The organism is Desulfobacter sp. (genome assembly GCF_050177295.1).
The window spans coordinates 1-18,231 of record NZ_JBFXHE010000049.1 but is presented as its reverse complement, the minus strand read 5'-3'; the positions used below and the strand labels follow the sequence as shown (position 1 = coordinate 18,231).

Sequence of the window (18,231 nt, the reverse complement as noted above, 5' to 3'; positions counted from 1 at the left end):
GAGCCTGGAATAGAGCATGGTTGAAATGCCTTTTTTAATATAGTCCAGCTTCTTGTCGGCATTGATGTTAAAGGAAAGGACTGCAAGGGTTTCAGGGGTGTTTGCAAAGGCCGCTGTATGTGCAAAGCTCAATCCGGCAAGGATAAAAACGGACATAATGCCTTTGAAAAATGAGGGTGATTTCTTCATTTGCTTCTCCCGTTACAATTTTGATTTGAGCATGGGCGTGACCACTTTGGGGTCAGCCTTGCCACGGGTTTTTTTCATGACCTGGCCCATGAAAAAGCTGAACAGCTTGGTTTTTCCTTCTTTGTAAGCTTTTGCCTCCTCCGGGTTTTCCTGAATAACCGCATCCACCATTGCTTCAAGCTCACCCTGGTCCGATACCTGTTCAAGGCCTTTCTCTTTGACTATGGATTCAGGATCTTTGCCGGTTTCAACCATTTGTTCAAAAACGGTTTTGGCGGCATTAGCATTGATCCGGGAAGATTCCAGAAGCCCAAGAAGTTTTGAAAATCCACGGGCTGACACAGGTGAATCACAGATTTCAATGCCCTTGGCATTAAGCATGCCCATAAGTGTGGTCATGGTCCAGTTGGCGGCCTGCTTGATGTTTTTTAATGGTTTAATGGTATCCTCAAAAAAATTGGCCATGTCCAGGCTGGCGGTTAAAACACCGGCATCATATTCAGACAGGCTGTATTCCCGGATAAACCGCTCCTTTTTCTCGTCCGGCAATTCCGGCATGCTGGTAAGGACTTCCTGGATCCAGGCATCGTCCACAATCAATGGCACAAGGTCGGGATCCGGGAAATATCTGTAATCGTGGGCCTCTTCCTTGCCCCGCATGGATACTGTGCGATTTTGGGCCGGATCCCACAAGCGGGTTTCCTGAATGACCTGCCCACCCTCTTCAAGGACATAGGTCTGACGCTGGATTTCGTACAGAATGGCTTTTTCCACATGTTTAAAGGAGTTCAGATTTTTAAGCTCGGCCCGGGTGCCGAATTCCGCCTGACCCTGGGGCCGCAGGGAGACATTGGCGTCGCATCTGAATGAGCCTTGTTCCATGTTTCCGTCACATACGTCAATGTACTTTAAAATGGCATGCAGTTTTTTTAAGTATGCACTGGCTTGGGCAGCCGTGCGAAGATCAGGTTCACTGACAATCTCAATAAGAGGCACCCCAGTTCTGTTCAAGTCCACCATACTTTTTCCCCGCAAGGAATCGTGGATCAGTTTTCCGGCATCTTCCTCCATGTGAATGCGGGTGATGCCGATGCGTTTTTGCCCTGCATCTGCTTCAATATCCAGAAAGCCGTGTTCGGCAATGGGTTTCGCATACTGGGTGATCTGGTAACCCTTGGGAAGATCCGGGTAGAAATAATTTTTTCTGTCAAACCGGCTTTCCCGATTGATGGTGCAGTGGGTGGCAAGGCCGGCCTTGACTGCAAAGGTGACGGCCTGTTTATTCAGGACCGGTAACACCCCTGGCATGCCCGTGCATACCGGGCAGGTGTTGGCGTTGGGGGCTTTGCCAAAAGCGGTTGAGCAGCTGCAGAAAATTTTAGTCTCTGTTTTGAGCTGGGCGTGGACCTCAAGTCCGATAACAGGTTCAAATATCATATGATGTTTGGTTCCTTTGGGTACCCGGCGCATGAAGATGTCCATGTCCGGGGTTGAGTTCTTACCAGCCTTCCTTTATAACCTTGATATTTTTAATTATCAAGGGTACCTCGAATAATAAAGGATAAAAGGAAATCATTTCAATGAAATTTTTTTTCGGTGTGATGGGCATGGTTATGATTGTGGAAGGGCTGCCCTATTTCATCGCGCCCCACAAGATGCGGCAGATGGTAACGATGATCCTGCAAATGCCCGAAGGCTCCCTGAGGCGGTTCGGCTTCTTTATGATGCTGGCGGGCCTGGCGGTGGTATACCTTTCCATGGGGGCCGGCTGATGTACAATCTGTCTGATTACAGCTATGGCCTGCCCGAATCCCTGATTGCCCAGACACCCTGCGAACACAGAAGCCTGTCCCGTCTCATGCACCTGGATCGCAGAAGCCACGGCATCAGCCATCGCAGATTTCTTGATATATCCGCTCTGCTGCGTCCCGGAGATCTGCTGGTGGTCAATGACACCCGGGTGGTGCCGGCAAGGCTTTTAGGTCATAAACCCACGGGGGGGCGCGTAGAGGTTCTTATTATTGATTATGCTGCCGGCATGAAACACCTGGCTGACACAGGACGGTTTCAGTGTGACTGCCTGATCCGGGCGTCACGCAGGCCGGAACCGGGCACTGTGCTTGATCTGGGTCAAGATATCAAGGCCACGGTGATTGAACACCGGGACCGGATATCGGTGGTGTCCTTTGACGGGGGCAATGAATTTGTATCCCGATTGAAAAAAGCAGGCAAAATACCCCTGCCGCCCTATATAAGACGGGATCAGAATCCGGGCCAGGGGGCCGGCACACAGGCGCAGACGGATGCACAATTGCATGAGCAAAAAGACCGGCAGGATTACCAGACGGTTTATGCCACAGCCGAGGGTGCTGTGGCCGCGCCCACGGCAGGATTCCATTTTACACAAGATCTCCTTGCAACGCTTTGTGCCAGGGGCGTGGACGTGGTCCGGATTACCCTGCATGTGGGGTATGGCACCTTTGTACCAGTGCGGGTAAAGGATATCCGGGATCATCAGATCCACTCGGAATATTTTATTGTAACTGAGCAGACGGCTGAAAAGATCAACCAGGCCCGTGGGGATGGACGCAGGATTATTGCCGTGGGCACCACCGCAGTGCGGACCCTGGAGTTCTGTGCCGGCGATGGGGGCAGGATTTGCGCCGGCCAGGGCCGGTGCAATCTGTTTATCTATCCAGGCTACCGGTTCAAATGCGTGGATGCCATGATCACCAATTTCCATTTACCTGAATCCACGCTGCTCATGCTGATTTCCGCTTTTTATGACCGAGAACGGATTTTGGATGCCTATCGAGTCGCTGTGGCTGAAAAGTACCGGTTTTTCAGTTATGGCGATGCCATGTTTATTGAGTAAAAATTAAAATGTTTACAAAAGATGCTTAACTTTGACCTGATAAAAAATAATCGTACAAAAGGTGACGGCCGGGACCGTTCCCGTCTGGGACGAATCACCACGGATCACGGTGTTATTGAAACACCCATTTTCATGCCCGTGGGGACTATGGGATCAGTGAAGGCCGTTTCAAAGGAAGATCTGGAACATTGCGGGGCCCAGATTATTCTTGGCAATACCTATCATTTATATTTGCGGCCAGGCGTCGAAGTCATTGAAACCATGAAAGGGCTTCATGCCTTTACGGCCTGGAATAAGCCCATGCTCACCGATTCCGGGGGGTTCCAGTTTTTTTCTTTGGCAAAACTGGCCAAGTTCACCGAAGAAGGGGTTCATTTTCAATCCCATATTGACGGCTCCAGGCACTTTTTTTCCCCGGAACGGGCCGTTGGGATCCAGATGATTCTGGGACCGGATATCATGATGTCCCTGGACTGGTGCCAGGGGCACCCGGCCACGGACCAGCAGGTAGCTGACGCCTTGAACAAAACCACGGCCTGGGCCCAAAGAGGCTTTGACTTCTGGCAGGAAAACGGTGCGGTTAACAACCTGTTCGGCATTGTCCAGGGTGGAATGGTCAAGGCACTTCGATCTTTATCCGCAGAACAGATAACCGCCATTGATTTTCCCGGCTTTGCCATCGGCGGTCTTTCCGTGGGAGAGCCCACCGAAGTGATGTATGAGATGGCCGACCACACCCTGCCGCTTCTGCCGTCGAAAAAGCCACGGTATATTATGGGGGTGGGCACGCCTGAAAACCTTGTAACCTTGGTGGGCATGGGCTGCGACATGTTTGACTGTGTGATGCCTTCCAGAAATGCCAGAAACGGCCAGCTTTTTACCCATACCGGCATCATCAATATCTCCAATGCCGGACATAAGACAGACGAGCGCCCCATTGACGAAACCTGTGGCTGTTACACCTGCCGCAATTATTCAAGGGCTTATCTGCGCCATCTGTATAAATCCCGGGAGCTTTTGTCCTATCGTCTGAACACTATTCATAATCTCTATTATTATCTTGACCTTATGGCTAAAATGCGCCATGCAATACAGAAAGACAGGTTTCCTGAATTTAAACAGCAGTTTTTTGATGCAAGACAGGATCAATAAGCATGCATGAGATGGGTATTGCCCAGCAGCTGGTCGTCATCGCCCTGGACGCCATTCCCGATGATATTAAAAATCCCAGGGTGGAGAAGCTGAATTTAAGGATCGGCAAACTGGCTGCCGTGGTGGAGCATAGCCTCTCTTTCTGCCTGGAGATGATTACCAGGGACACACCCCTTGAAAGCGCTGAACTGGTTATCGAACAGGTGCCGGTGTGCCTGCGATGCGAAACCTGTAAACACCAGTGGCAGACAGATATCCCTGCCTTTGGGTGTCCTGCATGCAAAACCGGGCAGGTGACCATGATTTCGGGACGGGAGATTGAGATTTCATCCATAGAACTGGCTGACAATTAAAATACTCTAAAATTAAGAGGAATGAACCATGGAGATCAATATACAAAAACGGGTTCTGGAAAGAAACAAATCAGATGCAGATAGAAACAGGGCATTTTTTAAAGAGAAACAGGTGTTTGTCCTGAACATGATGTCATCGCCGGGATCCGGCAAAACAGAAACCCTGTACCGGACCCTGGAAAAGCTGATGCCCGATATCCGGGTGGGGGTGATTGTGGGTGATATCTGCACCACCAATGATGCGGACCGGCTTTCTGTAACCGGTGCCAAGGTAACCCAGATCAACACGGACCAGTTCGGGGGGGACTGCCATCTGGCAGCCCATCTCATTGAATCATCGGCGAGGTCCCTGGGTTGCGATGATCTTGACCTGCTCATCGTGGAAAATATCGGCAACCTGGTCTGTCCTGCGGAATTTGATATTGGCGAGGATGCAAAAATCGTGGTTTTAAGCGTCACCGAGGGCGAGGACAAACCTTTAAAATACCCGCTCATGTTCCAGGTGGCTGATGCTGCCATTTTAAACAAAATAGATCTTTTGCCCTATCTCGATTTTGATGCGGCCCTGGCTGTGGAAAATATGGGCAAGGTGCATCCGGGCATGCCGGTGTTTGAGCTATCCGCCAAGACCTGGGAAGGCTTTGAGCCCTGGCTTTCATGGTTACGCACCAGGGTGAAGGAAAAACTGGGGTTTTCATGGTTTTAAATAGGAATTTAAATTGGGGTACAAATCATGGGTGTAAAGAAAATGGCATTTGCCGGATCCTGGTATCCGGGATCAGCAGACCAGTGCCGGTCTGCCATTAAACGGCTTAGAGGGGATATGGGGGCAGGAGGGGATACAAAAATTTTAGGTACTCCTGTGGCGGGCATTGTTCCCCATGCAGGCTGGATCTACTCCGGAAAACTTGCCTGCCGGGTATTTGCTGCGCTGGCCCATGGCAGCCGGGTTGTGGACACCGTTGTTCTTTTCGGGGTTCACATGCATGCCGCTTCCCCGGCTTTTATTCTGGACGGTACAGCCGTTGATACACCTTTGGGAGCCATTGAGATTGACCGGGAAATTACAGATGCTCTGGTACGGCGGGCCGCTGACGCAGGGTTTGACCTGAAACAATTGACACCCGACCGGTTCCCCGAAGAAAATACCCTGGAACTGCAATACCCATTTATTAAATATTTTTTTCCAAAGGCCCGGATTGTGGTGTGCGCCGTACCGCCTTCGGATGCGGCGCAAGCATTGGGAATTGCCGTAGTTGGGGCCGCAGAACCCTTGGGCCGGTCCCTGGCTGTGATCGGTTCCACAGACATGACCCATTACGGTCCGCGATTCGGATTTGAACCTGCTGGGTCAGGCCAGGCTGCGTTTGAGTGGGTTGCAAAGGAAAACGATGGGGCTGCCATTAAAGCATTAACAGCCATGGATGAAAAGCAGATTATTCATCAAGGACTGTCCCGTCACAATATGTGCTGTGCCGGGGCTGCCTGTGCTGCTGCTGCTGCTGCAAAAAAAATGGGCGCAGTCAAAGGTGTCTGCCTTGACTACGCCTCAAGTTTTGATCCGTTACAACCCACTGCCGATTTTGTGGGATATTGCAGCGTGCTTTTTAAGGCGTGCAGCAGACTTTGACAGTCAGAGGGGATAAACAGAACAATTTGACGAAGAGGGCGCAGTCCACGGAGTGATCCTGAGTCTGTTGTTTGACCACACTTTACTCCTTCATCCCGAAAAGAACTGGCTCAACTTGTCAAAAAACATTTTAAACAGATACCATCTGCACCCAATTTTACAAATAACTAACATTACAAGAAGAAAATTTTAGTTACTTAGAAGTCGAGTATCAGACCTCTGGATTGAGTTTGTGATATTGCATTGATCAGGGTTCTTCAGCAGGTTTAATGATAAAAGACTGAATTCGATTACCGTCCATGTCCTTTACCGAAAAGACCCAGTTATTCATGAGGATGGATTCCCCGGGATTGGGGATACGCTCCACAAGTTCCAGGAAAAATCCCGAGACCGTATCGTAGTTTGCAGATTCAGGAATGCCCAGGTTTAGTTCTTTGTTGAGATGATATATATCTGTTTTCCCGGACACCAGCCACTTGTTCCCTTTGATCTGGACAATGTCCGGTGTGTTTTTATCGGACTCATCGGCAATTTCTCCAAAAATTTCTTCAACCACATCCTCAAGGGTTACGATACCGGATACGCCACCATATTCATCAACCACAACCGCCATATGGCTCTTTTTTGCCTTAAAGGCTTTGAGCAGTGAATCCAGTTTTTTTGATTCCGGTATGAAATACGGATTTTTCATAATCCCTTTTACATCAATGCTGTCCGGATTTTTCCCGGAACCGACCGTTTCCAGGTATCCGGCAAACAAATCCTTGATGTGCAGAATCCCCACAACATTATCTATGGTATCCTCAATCACCGGGATACGTGAAAATCCTGTCTTTAGAATGGTTTGAATATCCAAGCCTTCGGCCGCATCCACCACAAACATATCTGCCCGGGGCGTCATGATTTCAGAACAACAGGTGTCATCAAACTCAAAGATATTGGTGATGTATTCCTTTTCTTCTTCCTTGATCTCGCCGTCCCCTTCAACCACCTCCACCATGGTCATCAGTTCATCCTCGGTCACGGTTTCCTGGGAATTGTCTATGGTGCCGTGCAGCTTTGGAATGAAATTAAGGATAAAAATCAAAGGCCATAAAAATTTTGACAGCCAGTATAAGGGATATATGACCACCCTTGAAACCACCAAATTATTGTGGTTGGCAAAGGATTTTGGAAAAATTTCCCCAAAAACAAGTATTAGAAGCGTCATAGTGCCGGTGGCAATACCCACGGCATTGGACTGAAAATGAACAATGGCAAGGGAGGTGGCAAGGGCTGAGGCACCAATGTTTACCAGGTTGTTACCAATGAGAATAGTGGTCAAAAGGGTGTGGGAGTCCTCTTTCATCTCCAGGATAAGCCGGCCGGACTTTGAACCATCCTTGGCAATATGAAGGGCTTTAATTTTCGAAATGGAAAAAAGCGCTGTTTCAGACATTGAAAAAAAACCTGACAGAAAAAGGCAGATACATAACAGGGCCGGTTCAAAACTCATAAACGACAATATTTCCTAATGGTTGTGAATCAGATTAAGTATAATGGCCGCCGTGCGTTTCGGGGCACCGGGCAGGCCCAACCGCCTGCGGACTTGATGAAGTTGCTGTCTATGATTCTCAAGTTCAGGTATCATTGATAATACCGTGTCACTGATGGTTACGGCATTGGCATTGTCCTGGATCAGTTCCGGCATCACCTGGCTGCCGACAACCAAATTGGCAAGCCCGATGTATTTGGTTTTTACAAGCAGCTGTGCAAGCTGGTAGGCCACAAAGGACATTTTATAAATAATTACAGTGGGCACAAGATTTAAAGCAGCTTCCAGCGTGACGGTTCCTGATGCTGCAATCAGAAGGTTGGCCCGGTCAAAAATCTGTTTAGGCCGTCCGGTTACAATCCGGCATAAATAGCCGTTTGGGTGATGAAAAACAATATGTTGAATGCGTTCTTCATGCTGTTTAATGCCTGATGAAATCAGAAATTTTAAATGGGGACATTTTTTTGCAATATTTTTTGCAATCATGCCGGCTGCATCCAGCATGACAGGAAGCAGTTTATCAATTTCAGCAGATCTTGAACCGGGAAGCAGACCGATAACCAAATCATCTGACAAGGATTTTTTATTGTCTTCGTTTAAAATCGGCAGGGTTTGGGGGTATTCATCCACCAGGGGATTTCCCACATAGGTGGAAGGAATTTTTTGGGCTTTGTAAATGGGGATTTCAAAGGGAAAGATCAGTGCCACATGGTCCGTGACTTTTGCAATGGTATCCAGGCGCTTGGAATTCCAGGCCCAGACCTTTGGTGCAATATAATAACAGACAGGAATGTCATAATGCTGTTTGATAAAAGCGGCGATTTTCAGATTAAAGCCCGGATAGTCAATGAGCACAACAGCATCAGGGAGATCTGTTTTCAATCGTCGCTTAACAAGGGAAAAAGCTTGTTTAATGGTGCCTATTTGCTTGATCACTTGAATAAGTCCCATGGCAGACAGCTTATCAATGGAAAAGAAAATATCTGCCCCCTGCCCTGCCATGGCTTTACCGCCAATGCCCGTGATCCGGGTACCGGGTGAAAGAAATTTTAATGACCGCACCAAGGCAGCCCCGTGGAAGTCACCTGAAGGTTCACCGGCAAGGATCATGATATGCCGGGTCGGTTTATTCATGGATTTCATCCTCGGTCACAGCAATGATACAAATATTGTAATTATCTGCAAGGGCAATCATTTTTTCACGGTCAAATGAAATTGATTTTTCAGCTTCAATCACAAGCACGCTGGCACCTGATCGGTGCATGGTTTCAATGGTGGTGCACCCGGATGAGGGCAGATCAAAGCGTAAGTCCTGGTTGGGTTTGGATAATTTTACAATAGTGGCCCCATTGCCCCGGCTCAGCCGCCCTCCCCGTTCTATGGTGGCGTCCGTGCCGTCAATGGCTTCCACGGCAAGGACCGTACCATTGGAAATGACAAGGCACTGGCCGATATCAAGCCGGCCTACGGCTTTGGCAAGTTTCCATCCTTGTTGGATATCTTTTTTTTCCGCCCTGTCAGGTTTTCGCTTTGTCCAGCATCCTTTGGGACTGATAAGTTCCGGCAGAAGAAAGGTGGACGGTACCAGGGTAATACCCTGTTTTTCCAAAAGATCCGCAAAAGATGACAGAATATTGTCATCGTGGGTGCCTACCGTTTTAGCGATAAAGGCAAGGGCTTTGAAATCCGGTCTTATATCTTTGAAAATATTGGCCTTGCTGATGGCACCCATGAGCAGAGCCCTGGTGACACCATGGGATTTAAAATAGCGGATCAGTTTGTTGAGCTGACCAAGATAGAGCCATTCAAACCGGTGGGTCAGTTCGGCAAGTTGGGGATCGGTTTCACTGTGGAATCCTGCCCCAATAATTTTATAACCGTTTGCGCGTGCCTTTTGGCTGAAAAGTATCGGAAACTGGCCGCCGCCGGCAATCAGACCGATGTGGGAAGAATAACTATTGCCTTCAGAGTCGTTCATAGAATTTAACGTGTCACCCCACGGTTGGAGTTTTTTATAAATTCAGTGAAAGAAACGATTTCAGGGAGTTGTTCAACTTCTGCCTTGGTTCTTTCCACGGCCTGGGTCACTGTCAGTCCGATCCGGAAAAATATCCGGTACGCTTTTTTCAACTGACGGATGACACAAGGCTCAAAATTATGGCGCTTGAGCCCCACATTATTCAGTCCATGCAGGGTGGCCCTGTCACCTGCGGCAATGACAAAGGGCGGAATGTCTTTTACCACAGCGGATTTACCGCCGATGTAGGCATAGTCTCCGATTTTGACAAACTGGTGAATGGCCACAAGGCCCCCTACGGTGGCATAGTTTCCGATTTCAATGTGTCCTGCAAGGGTTGCGTTGTTGGCAAGGATGACGCCTTTGCCGGTTTTGCAGTCATGGGCAATGTGGGTGTAGGCCATCAGATAGTTTTCTTCACCTACTTCCGTCAGCCCTCCGCCAAAACCTGTGCCTCTGTTAATGGTGACAAATTCCCGGATAATGGATCCCCTGCCAATGGTAAGGTAGGTGGTTTCTCCATGAAATTTGAGATCCTGGGGGGCACCGCCAATGGAGGCATACTGAAAAATATTACAGTCCGGGCCGATGGTGACATGGTCATCGATGGTGCAGTAAGGCCCTATGGTGGTGCCGGATCCAATGGTAACATCTCCTTTGACAATGGTATAAGGGCCAATGGTGACATTCTCACCTATCCTGGCAGATGAATCAATAATTGCCGTTGAATGAATCGGTTGAATCATGGTTGCTCCGTCGGACTGCTTTCCAGCTTTTTTATCCGTTTTTCAATGGAAAGCAGTTGTGTTCTTAAACTGGGTAGCCGGGGTATGACGCGGGATACTTTCAGCCAGATTTTATGGGGCATGTGGGGGATGCCTGACACAACATCGCCGGCAGGAACATCGCTGGCGACGCCGGCATAGGGGCCGACAATGGCCCCGTCTCCTATATTCAGGTGGCCGGAAATTCCGGCTTTTCCTGCAATGATGACGTCTCTGCCGATGGTGGTGCTCCCGGCAATACCCACCTGGGCCACCACCAGTGTATTGTCTCCTATTTTAACATTGTGGGCGATATGGACCTGGTTATCCGTTTTAACGCCGTTGCCGATGCGGGTTATGCCTAGGGTTCCCCTGTCAATGGTGTTACAGGCACCGATTTCACAGCAGTCACCGATATGGACGTACCCTGTATGGACTAACTTGGCATGGGCATGGCCATCCTGGACAAATCCAAACCCGTCGGAGCCGATGACGCAATTGGGATGAATAATGGTTTGCCGGCCTATTCGTGTTTTATCTGCCAGGGTGCTATTGGGGCTGATCCGGCAGAAATCATTGATCCGGCATTGCTTTCCGATCACCGTATTGGCCATGATGTGGACATGACTGCCAATGGTGCAGCCCTGCCCTATGCTGACATGGGCCTCAATGCGTGTGCCGTCACCAATAATAACGTCATCTGATATCACAGCCGAAGAGTGAATAAATTCTTTCAACGGCTCCGCAGGCATCAGATGTTCCACAACTTTAAAGAATGCCAGTTTCGGATTATCGCTGTAAAGAAGTGTTATGCCGGAAACCCCAGGGACATCGTTGGGAACAAGGATGATGCCGGCCTTTGTTTCATTAAGCCGGGAATAAAAAGAATGATCCACCGCAAAAGTCAGATCACTGGGCCCTGCATCGTCAAAGGAGGATACCCCGGAAATGGTTATACCCGGATCCCCATGTATCCGGGCATTGACCATGGCAGCTATTTGGTCTGCTGTAAGCATGAATTATTTTTTCTTAGCGTATATTGAATTGTATTCTTTAATTACCTCATCGGTGATATCCACCTTATCTGCAGCATAGATAACACCGGCGCGGTTTTTTTCAATGATCAGAATATATCCCTTTGCCGTTCCTATTTTGTTGGTGATATCAAAGATGTCTTTTTGTATCTGATTAATCCGCTTATTTTGCAGAATTTGCATTTCCTGGGTATAATCGGCATTCATTTTTTTTAGGTCATCTGCTTTGTCCCGCAGTTCCCTTTGACGCTCAAGTTTTTTTTCAGCGCTGAGCACAAGGGCTTCACGCTCTAACGCCGCGTTCATGTCTTCAAATTTCTTTCCCTCAGCCTGAAATTTTCCCTGAAGTTGATCCCGTTTTGCCTTAAGCTCTTTTTGCATCACTTTGCCGGGGCTGGATTCTTGTAATATTTTCTCAAAATTGATCACCCCTATTTTAGTTGCATCCGCTGCAAATGCAATAGAAGCGAACATTGCGGCAATAATCAGAACTGCCGGAACCATAATACTTTTTTTCATTTATGCCTCCGAAGATAAATTTTTAATTTTTTAGAAAAATGCACCAATTGAAAAGTCAAACTGCCCATCACCTGTATTCTTAACATCTTTTCCGTCTACCACCATACCATAGGCCAGCCTGATGGGTCCCATGGGGGAATTCCATCTGAGTTCAAAGCCTGAGCTGGAAAACTGATCGCCAAAGTCAATATTTTCACCGTGGTTATATACATCACCTCTGTCATAGAAAAAAATGCCGTAAACCGCCTGTTCCTCTGCAATGGGAAACACCAGTTCAATATTGAACTGGAAAAATCTTTCACCACCAACCTCAATGGAGGAACCATTTCTGGTACCGTTGATGTCTGTGTCGTCAAACCCCCTGATGGAGTTGATGCCGCCAAGATAAAAGCGCTCCCAGTCGATGTCCGGATCCCCATCAGTTCTGTCATCAAGGTATCCTCCCTTGGCATAAATACCGGCTGAAAATTTCCAGAACAAAGGAAAAAACACTGCCGATTCCGCAAGATACTTGGTAAAATCAATCTCTCCGCCTAAAATTTCGCCCGCATACTCAACGGACAGTTTATGGTACATGCCCTCTGTGGGCAGAAAACTATGGTTCCTTGAATCATAACTGATATAGGGCGTAATACTTGAGGTCAGATAAGAGCCTTCGGTTACCGATGTATTCTCGGATTCCACATCTTCGATATCAAAGTGCTCAATGTTGTAAATCAAACCAATAGTGGTGTAGTCCCAGAAGCTCCGGGTGGCAGCCCGCAGGGTGATCCCCATGGCGTCCTTTTCATAATAATCGTATTCATTTTCAAATTTATAAATGTCAAACCCGGCTGAAATGGGCTTGTCAAACAGCCAGGGTTCGGTGAATCCGATATTATACAACGCATTTTCGCCGGACATCCGAACGGTGAATTTGGCGATCTGACCTTTTCCGAAAAGGTTACGCTCCTCAACGGAGAACTGACCGAACGGTCCGTCATCACTGGAGAAACCGCCGCCAAATGCAAAGTTCCCGGTGGATTTTTCTTCAACGGTGATCTGAACGTCCCGTTTGTTTTCTTCTTTAGTTTCAACCGGTTTGATGTCGATAGTCTGGAAATAATCTTTGTATACCAGGTTCCTGTTGGAGCGCTGGATTTTTTTCATGCTGTAAAGGCCTTGCTCTTCAATGGCAAGTTCTCTTCTGATAACCTTGTCCCTGGTTTTTTCGTTGCCGGTAATAATGATCCGATTGAAGTAGACAAGCGACCCCTTCTCAATATCAAAGCTGATATTTACAATTGATTCCGCGTCATTCTTATCCACCCTGGGGATTACCCTGACATTGGCATACCCCTGGTTGGCATAAAAATCGTTAAGGGTAATCATATCCTTGCGGATAAGTTCCCTGTTATACAATTCGGATTTCTGGGAAACCAGAAGCGCCAAAAGTTCTTCTTCGGTGGTAAGGATATCACCCTTGATGCTGACCACCCCATTTTTATATTGATCTCCCTCATCAATTTTAAACCGGATGGTAATCTCTTTGGTTCCCAGATTCACCACCGGGTCAGATACTTTGACATTGATAAATCCGTTGTTCTTATAAAGGGATTCTATGCGAAGCACATCATTATCAAGTTCAGCTTCGTCAAGTTCTCCCGAGGATGTTACAAATGACCAGAATCCCTTTTCCCGGGTCTTCATCTCATCTTTGATATCATCATCGTCAAAATATTTATTGCCTTCAAATTCAATGGTTGTGATTTTTACTTTTTCACCTTCTTCGATATTGAAAACAATATCGGCCTGGTGGTTTTTCAATGGTTTGATATCATAGGAAATCCGGCAGTTATGATAGTTTTTTTCATAATACAGACGTTTGAGTTTATCCACATCATTGTTCAGCTTAAATGCATTGAGAATGGACCCGGTTGATGTCCCTACAACCTCAAATAATTCTTCTTCCTTATAAACATTATTATTTTCAAAACGGATATTACGGACACTGGGTTTTTCCCGGACTTCAAAAATGACTTCAACCCCTTTATCCATGTTCTGTTTTTTGATGACCACATCATCAAAATAACCCATTTTATACACGCTGTTCAGGTCATTATCTAAAGCGGTGCGATTTAGAAGATCACCTTTTTGGGATGAGATCACCCTTTGGATCGCATCTGCATCAACACGCACATTGCCTTTAATGGTCACGGCTGAAATGATTTTCTGCTGAAACAGTTCCCCGATAATATCTTTTTCCAGGGAGGTCATGCCTGCATACAACTCCGCCAGGCTTGGGGATTGTGAAAAAAAGGTTAAGGGCACCTGGTTTTCATACACCTTGTGCATCTGCGAATCAATGCTCACAGCCTGCCCGGCTATAAAAATATCGCCGGTAATGATCCAGTCAACACCTAAACGGATACCCTCCCGGTGGAACTGGTCGTATTCCCAGTCACTTGTGTCAACAACGGCGTCGGTAACCACTACGGTTACGCCGTCTTTTTCAAGTTTTTCCTTCAGCATTTTTGACAGGGCCGGCGCAATTTTTTCATCGGGCTGCTCTGCCTGAACATGGAAGGGAAAAAGTGCGACTGCAGTCTGCTCCTCGGCAGACAAAATACTTGCTCCCCAAAGGCAAAAAAATGCTGCAAGCAATACCCTGAACTTAATAATTTTCATAATTTGTCCTAAGTAATTTATTTTACTTAATTATTGCTTTTCATGCCGGCACGATTTTCCCGTCTTTAAACGTCAGTCTTCTGTCCATTAAACCGGCCAGATCTGAATTGTGGGTGACCACGATAATAGTCATCCCCATTTCCCGGTTAAGTTCTTTCAAGAGTTGGTGAACCGCACTGCTGTTCTTCTGATCCAGATTACCGGTGGGCTCATCAGCCAGCAGCAGGGCCGGTGACAGAACAAGGGCCCGTGCAATGGCCACCCGCTGCTGCTCACCGCCGGACAGGTCTTCCACCCGGTATTCGATTCGGGCACCTAATTCTACCCTTTCAAGCATATTTGCTGCATGTTTTTCAATAGTTTTTTTCGATTTACCACTGATCAGCCCGGGCAGCATTACATTTTCAACGGCTGTAAATCCCTGGAGCAAATAGTGAAATTGAAAAACAAAACCAATATTTTTGTTTCGAAAGGCTGCAAGCTTTTCATCATTGTGCCCCAGGATCTGTTCACCACTGAACAGCAGACTTCCCTCATTGGGCTTGTCAAGGGTACCGATAATGTTAAGCAGGGTGGATTTTCCAATACCTGAAGCCCCCACAATGGCAATGGTCTCTCCCTGTTGTATGGTCAGATCTGCCTTGTGCAAAATATCCAGCCTAGCTGTTTTGGATACAAAAAACCGTGAAACCCTGTTTAGTTGAATCAGCGGCATCTCATCCATATCTTATGGCCTCCACCGGATTCATTCGTGACGCCCTAAAAGAAGGATACAAAGTGGCCAGAAAACAGATCACCAGAGCAGAGACAGCGGTTAAAATGACATCTGAATATTCAAGCTGAACCGGAAGAGTGGAAAAAGGGTATGCCTCGGGCAGCTTGATAAACTCGTATCGTTTAAGGATGTAACAGATCACGATCCCAAGGGTTGTTCCGATACCCGTGCCGATTATGCCGATAATCATCCCTTGTATTATAAATATACGCCGGATCATGGAATTTGTGGCGCCCATGGCTTTTAATACGGCAATATCACGGGTCTTTTCCATAACCATCATGATCAGTGCCGATGCAATATTAAATGCCGCCACAAGTATGATCAGCGTTAAAATGACAAACATGGCGGTTTTTTCAAGTTTAAGTGCTGAAAAAAGGCTGTGGTTGATATCCATCCAGTTGCGCAGGTAATACGGATAGTTGATGAATCCAAGTTCGTTTTGGCTTAGGTCTTTTACCTTGAATATTTCATCGGTCCAGATGCCGAAAGCCGAAATTTTGCCTTTGGCCGACACCAGGGCCTGGACCTGATCCAACCGGGCATAGGCCAGACTGGAATCATATTCCGACATGCCGGATTTAAAGGTGCCGGTGACCACAAACTGCTTCATGGACGGAATCTGACCCATGGGCGAGATAATACCCGACGCTGACATAAGAATCACACGGTCGCCTTTCATCACCCTGACGGCTTGGGCCAGGGACTGGCCAAGAATAATACCAGGAAGGCCTTTTTTGATCGTTGTTGGGTTCAATGCGTTTTCAAGATCTTCGGGTGTGTATCCTTTGATCAGTGCGGCCCCTTTTTCCGGCTCAATTCCCCGGATAATAATGCCGGAAAAAGAGTTGGCAGTGCGTATCATGGCCTGGCCGAATAAGACGGGAGATACGGCGGTGACCCCGGGGGTCTGCCTGATCTTATTTTCCATGTCCGGATCAGGGATAAAGTGGCCGGAATAATTCATGGCCAGAATATGCGGTTCCAGTCCAAGAATTCTGTTGCGAAATTCTGTTTCCGATCCGCTCATGACAGCAATAACCACCACCAGTGCCATAACGCCGAGAATAACACCTGACACGGACAAAAGGGTGATCAGAGAGATAAATCCCTCTTTGCGTTTAGCCCGCAGATATTTTCCGGCTATGAAAAATTCTACCCCCACAGAGACCTTTTATGCATTTTTCATATGTGGAAAAAGAATCACCTCTCGTATGGAGGCCGCATCTGTCAATAGCATGACAAAACGGTCAATGCCGATGCCCTGCCCTGCCGTGGGCGGCATTCCGTATTCCAAGGCCTCGACATACTCCGCATCCATGATATGGGCTTCATCATTTCCTTCGTCACGTTGACGCACCTGCATGGTAAAACGGTTATACTGGTCTTCGGGATCATTGATTTCTGAAAATCCGTTGGCGATCTCCCTTCCGGCAATGAATAATTCAAATCTATCAGTAAATTCCTGATCTGATTCGCTTTTCCTGGACAGGGGGGACACTTCCACCGGATATCCGGTAATAAATGTGGGCTGGATTAGCTTGGGTTCCACAAGGGCATCAAAAAGCTTGGTCAGCACTTTACCGTGCCGGTCCTTTTTGGCGATTTGAATATTTTCCTTTTCAGCGTGCAAAAGCAACGCCTGGGTGTCATTGACAATGGCCGGATCAATCCTGCCGATTTCCGATAAGGACTCTATCATGGAGATGCGTTTCCATCCCTTTGAAAAATCAATGGTACGGCCCTGGTATTCAATGCGGCTGTCCCCGGTAATCTGGGTGACAATGGTGTAAAACATCTCTTCGGTCAGGTCCATCAGGTCTTCATAGGTGGCATAGGCCTGGTAGAACTCGACCATGGTGAACTCCGGATTATGCCGGGTGGAGACCCCTTCGTTCCTGAAATTCCGGTTGATTTCAAACACTTTCTCAAATCCGCCCACCACCAGCCGTTTGAGATACAGCTCCGGTGCGATACGCAGGTACAATTCCATACCTAGTGCATTGTGCCAGGTTTTAAACGGTGTAGCTTCGGCTCCTCCGGGCAATGTCTGCATCATGGGCGTTTCCACCTCCATGAATCCGTTCTCATCAAAAAAACGCCTCATGGCAGCTACAATAGCACTTCGTTTTTTAAAAATCTGCCGGGTATTTTCATTCATGATCAGATCAAGGTACCGCTGGCGGTATCTTTTTTCAGGATCCTTGATGCCATGAAATTTTTCAGGCAAGGGCCTTACAGACTTGGATAAAAGTTTAAAACTTTCGGCAAGCAGGGTCCATTCACCGGTTCTTGTCTGAAACAACGGGCCTTCAACACCGATAAAATCGCCGATATCCAGCTTTTTAAACAGGGCATACACATCATCGCCCACCTTGTCTTTCTGGATATATACCTGCATTTGCTCACCAGCGTCCTGAAATCTGACAAATGAAGATTTTCCCATTTTATTAATGGCCATCATACGGCCGGCCAGGCGGAATCGGGTTCCGTTTTCACCCAGGGTTTCCGCATTTTTTTCTATGATCTCCTTTACTTCATGAACACTGTGACCCGGTTTGAAATCATTTGGATAAAGGCTGATGCCTTCGGTTTTCAGCTCGTTTATCTTTTCTTTGCGAAGATCAAGAAGTTTGCTTGTTTTGTTATCCATAAAAATAGCTGCTTTCGTTTATATTTAAGACCCGGCTTTATTAATAAAAGAGTCGTTTCGGTTTGATTT

General features: G+C 47.3%; 17 protein-coding genes and 1 pseudogene. 6 read left to right on the top strand and 12 right to left on the bottom strand.

Annotated features, from left to right (window positions below):
- Positions 1–189 (bottom strand): annotated as a pseudogene (locus AB7U36_RS06065) (hypothetical protein); the annotation flags it as partial.
- Between the two features lie 12 nt (positions 190–201).
- The gene (gene gatB / locus AB7U36_RS06060) at positions 202–1,626 is read right to left on the bottom strand and encodes an Asp-tRNA(Asn)/Glu-tRNA(Gln) amidotransferase subunit GatB (protein WP_428158899.1); all 1,425 of its coding nucleotides are present in this window, start codon (positions 1,624–1,626) and stop codon (positions 202–204) included.
- Positions 1,627–1,769: 143 nt separating this feature from the next.
- On the opposite strand from gatB, the gene AB7U36_RS06055 reads away from it, so the two are divergent.
- Genes AB7U36_RS06055 through amrB form a run of 6 tightly spaced genes read left to right on the top strand, consistent with a single transcriptional unit; the run spans position 1,770 to position 6,199 of the window.
- The gene (locus AB7U36_RS06055) at positions 1,770–1,961 is read left to right on the top strand and encodes a DUF2065 domain-containing protein (RefSeq protein ID WP_428158898.1); all 192 of its coding nucleotides are present in this window, start codon (positions 1,770–1,772) and stop codon (positions 1,959–1,961) included.
- A complete protein-coding gene (queA, locus tag AB7U36_RS06050) occupies positions 1,961–3,064 on the top strand; it encodes a tRNA preQ1(34) S-adenosylmethionine ribosyltransferase-isomerase QueA (protein WP_428158897.1) in 1,104 nt (367 codons plus the stop codon). The genes AB7U36_RS06055 and queA overlap by 1 nt, the downstream gene beginning before the upstream one ends.
- 21 nt (positions 3,065–3,085) lie before the next feature.
- Entirely contained in the window at positions 3,086–4,216 is a 1,131-nt protein-coding gene (gene tgt / locus AB7U36_RS06045; RefSeq protein ID WP_428158896.1) for a tRNA guanosine(34) transglycosylase Tgt, read from the top strand.
- Positions 4,217–4,218: 2 nt separating this feature from the next.
- Positions 4,219–4,569: a hydrogenase maturation nickel metallochaperone HypA gene (locus AB7U36_RS06040; protein ID WP_428158895.1), complete on the top strand. Its 351-nt coding sequence runs from the start codon at positions 4,219–4,221 to the stop codon at positions 4,567–4,569.
- Between the two features lie 28 nt (positions 4,570–4,597).
- Complete coding sequence (gene hypB / locus AB7U36_RS06035; RefSeq protein ID WP_428158894.1) at positions 4,598–5,275, top strand: hydrogenase nickel incorporation protein HypB; 678 nt, start codon at positions 4,598–4,600, stop codon at positions 5,273–5,275.
- A 27-nt stretch (positions 5,276–5,302) separates the two neighbouring features.
- Complete coding sequence (gene amrB, locus AB7U36_RS06030) at positions 5,303–6,199, top strand: AmmeMemoRadiSam system protein B (protein ID WP_428158893.1); 897 nt, start codon at positions 5,303–5,305, stop codon at positions 6,197–6,199.
- Positions 6,200–6,446: 247 nt separating this feature from the next.
- Here the strand turns inward: amrB and AB7U36_RS06025 are convergent, their stop codons facing one another.
- The 10 genes from AB7U36_RS06025 to lysS are packed head-to-tail and all read right to left on the bottom strand — an operon-like array spanning position 6,447 to position 18,162.
- Positions 6,447–7,694 carry a hemolysin family protein gene (locus tag AB7U36_RS06025; RefSeq protein ID WP_428158892.1) on the bottom strand — a complete coding sequence of 416 codons (1,248 nt, stop codon included), beginning with the start codon at positions 7,692–7,694 and terminating at the stop codon, positions 6,447–6,449.
- 15 nt (positions 7,695–7,709) lie between these two features.
- Complete coding sequence (gene lpxB / locus AB7U36_RS06020; protein WP_428158891.1) at positions 7,710–8,867, bottom strand: lipid-A-disaccharide synthase; 1,158 nt, start codon at positions 8,865–8,867, stop codon at positions 7,710–7,712.
- Complete coding sequence (locus AB7U36_RS06015) at positions 8,860–9,711, bottom strand: LpxI family protein (RefSeq protein ID WP_428158890.1); 852 nt, start codon at positions 9,709–9,711, stop codon at positions 8,860–8,862. Before AB7U36_RS06015 ends, lpxB begins: the two co-directional genes overlap by 8 nt.
- 5 nt (positions 9,712–9,716) lie before the next feature.
- A complete protein-coding gene (lpxA, locus tag AB7U36_RS06010) occupies positions 9,717–10,496 on the bottom strand; it encodes an acyl-ACP--UDP-N-acetylglucosamine O-acyltransferase (protein WP_428158889.1) in 780 nt (259 codons plus the stop codon).
- Positions 10,493–11,530, bottom strand: a complete 1,038-nt coding sequence (gene lpxD / locus AB7U36_RS06005; RefSeq protein ID WP_428158888.1) for a UDP-3-O-(3-hydroxymyristoyl)glucosamine N-acyltransferase — start codon at positions 11,528–11,530, stop codon at positions 10,493–10,495. The genes lpxA and lpxD overlap by 4 nt, the downstream gene beginning before the upstream one ends.
- A gap of 3 nt (positions 11,531–11,533) precedes the next feature.
- A complete protein-coding gene (locus AB7U36_RS06000; RefSeq protein ID WP_428158887.1) occupies positions 11,534–12,067 on the bottom strand; it encodes an OmpH family outer membrane protein in 534 nt (177 codons plus the stop codon).
- 30 nt (positions 12,068–12,097) lie between these two features.
- Positions 12,098–14,734 (bottom strand): outer membrane protein assembly factor BamA, encoded by a 2,637-nt coding sequence (gene bamA, locus AB7U36_RS05995; RefSeq protein WP_428158886.1) that lies wholly within the window; start codon positions 14,732–14,734, stop codon positions 12,098–12,100.
- 40 nt (positions 14,735–14,774) lie between these two features.
- On the bottom strand, positions 14,775–15,458 hold the full coding sequence (locus tag AB7U36_RS05990; protein ID WP_428158885.1) for an ABC transporter ATP-binding protein: 684 nt from the start codon (positions 15,456–15,458) through the stop codon (positions 14,775–14,777).
- Complete coding sequence (locus tag AB7U36_RS05985; RefSeq protein ID WP_428158884.1) at positions 15,451–16,674, bottom strand: lipoprotein-releasing ABC transporter permease subunit; 1,224 nt, start codon at positions 16,672–16,674, stop codon at positions 15,451–15,453. The genes AB7U36_RS05990 and AB7U36_RS05985 overlap by 8 nt, the downstream gene beginning before the upstream one ends.
- 9 nt (positions 16,675–16,683) lie before the next feature.
- Entirely contained in the window at positions 16,684–18,162 is a 1,479-nt protein-coding gene (lysS, locus tag AB7U36_RS05980; RefSeq protein WP_428158883.1) for a lysine--tRNA ligase, read from the bottom strand.
- Positions 18,163–18,231 lie beyond the last annotated feature (69 nt).

Coding starts and splice junctions, on each gene's coding strand:
- AB7U36_RS06015 (WP_428158890.1), bottom strand. CDS start 9,711: ATGAACGACTCTGAAGGCAATAGTTATTCTTCCCACATCGGTCTGATT.
- hypB (WP_428158894.1), top strand. CDS start 4,598: ATGGAGATCAATATACAAAAACGGGTTCTGGAAAGAAACAAATCAGAT.
- lpxD (WP_428158888.1), bottom strand. CDS start 11,530: ATGCTTACAGCAGACCAAATAGCTGCCATGGTCAATGCCCGGATACAT.
- lpxB (WP_428158891.1), bottom strand. CDS start 8,867: ATGAATAAACCGACCCGGCATATCATGATCCTTGCCGGTGAACCTTCA.
- AB7U36_RS06025 (WP_428158892.1), bottom strand. CDS start 7,694: ATGAGTTTTGAACCGGCCCTGTTATGTATCTGCCTTTTTCTGTCAGGT.
- AB7U36_RS06055 (WP_428158898.1), top strand. CDS start 1,770: ATGAAATTTTTTTTCGGTGTGATGGGCATGGTTATGATTGTGGAAGGG.
- queA (WP_428158897.1), top strand. CDS start 1,961: ATGTACAATCTGTCTGATTACAGCTATGGCCTGCCCGAATCCCTGATT.
- AB7U36_RS05990 (WP_428158885.1), bottom strand. CDS start 15,458: ATGGATGAGATGCCGCTGATTCAACTAAACAGGGTTTCACGGTTTTTT.
- AB7U36_RS06040 (WP_428158895.1), top strand. CDS start 4,219: ATGCATGAGATGGGTATTGCCCAGCAGCTGGTCGTCATCGCCCTGGAC.
- lysS (WP_428158883.1), bottom strand. CDS start 18,162: ATGGATAACAAAACAAGCAAACTTCTTGATCTTCGCAAAGAAAAGATA.
- tgt (WP_428158896.1), top strand. CDS start 3,086: ATGCTTAACTTTGACCTGATAAAAAATAATCGTACAAAAGGTGACGGC.
- AB7U36_RS06000 (WP_428158887.1), bottom strand. CDS start 12,067: ATGAAAAAAAGTATTATGGTTCCGGCAGTTCTGATTATTGCCGCAATG.
- bamA (WP_428158886.1), bottom strand. CDS start 14,734: ATGAAAATTATTAAGTTCAGGGTATTGCTTGCAGCATTTTTTTGCCTT.
- amrB (WP_428158893.1), top strand. CDS start 5,303: ATGGGTGTAAAGAAAATGGCATTTGCCGGATCCTGGTATCCGGGATCA.
- gatB (WP_428158899.1), bottom strand. CDS start 1,626: ATGATATTTGAACCTGTTATCGGACTTGAGGTCCACGCCCAGCTCAAA.
- lpxA (WP_428158889.1), bottom strand. CDS start 10,496: ATGATTCAACCGATTCATTCAACGGCAATTATTGATTCATCTGCCAGG.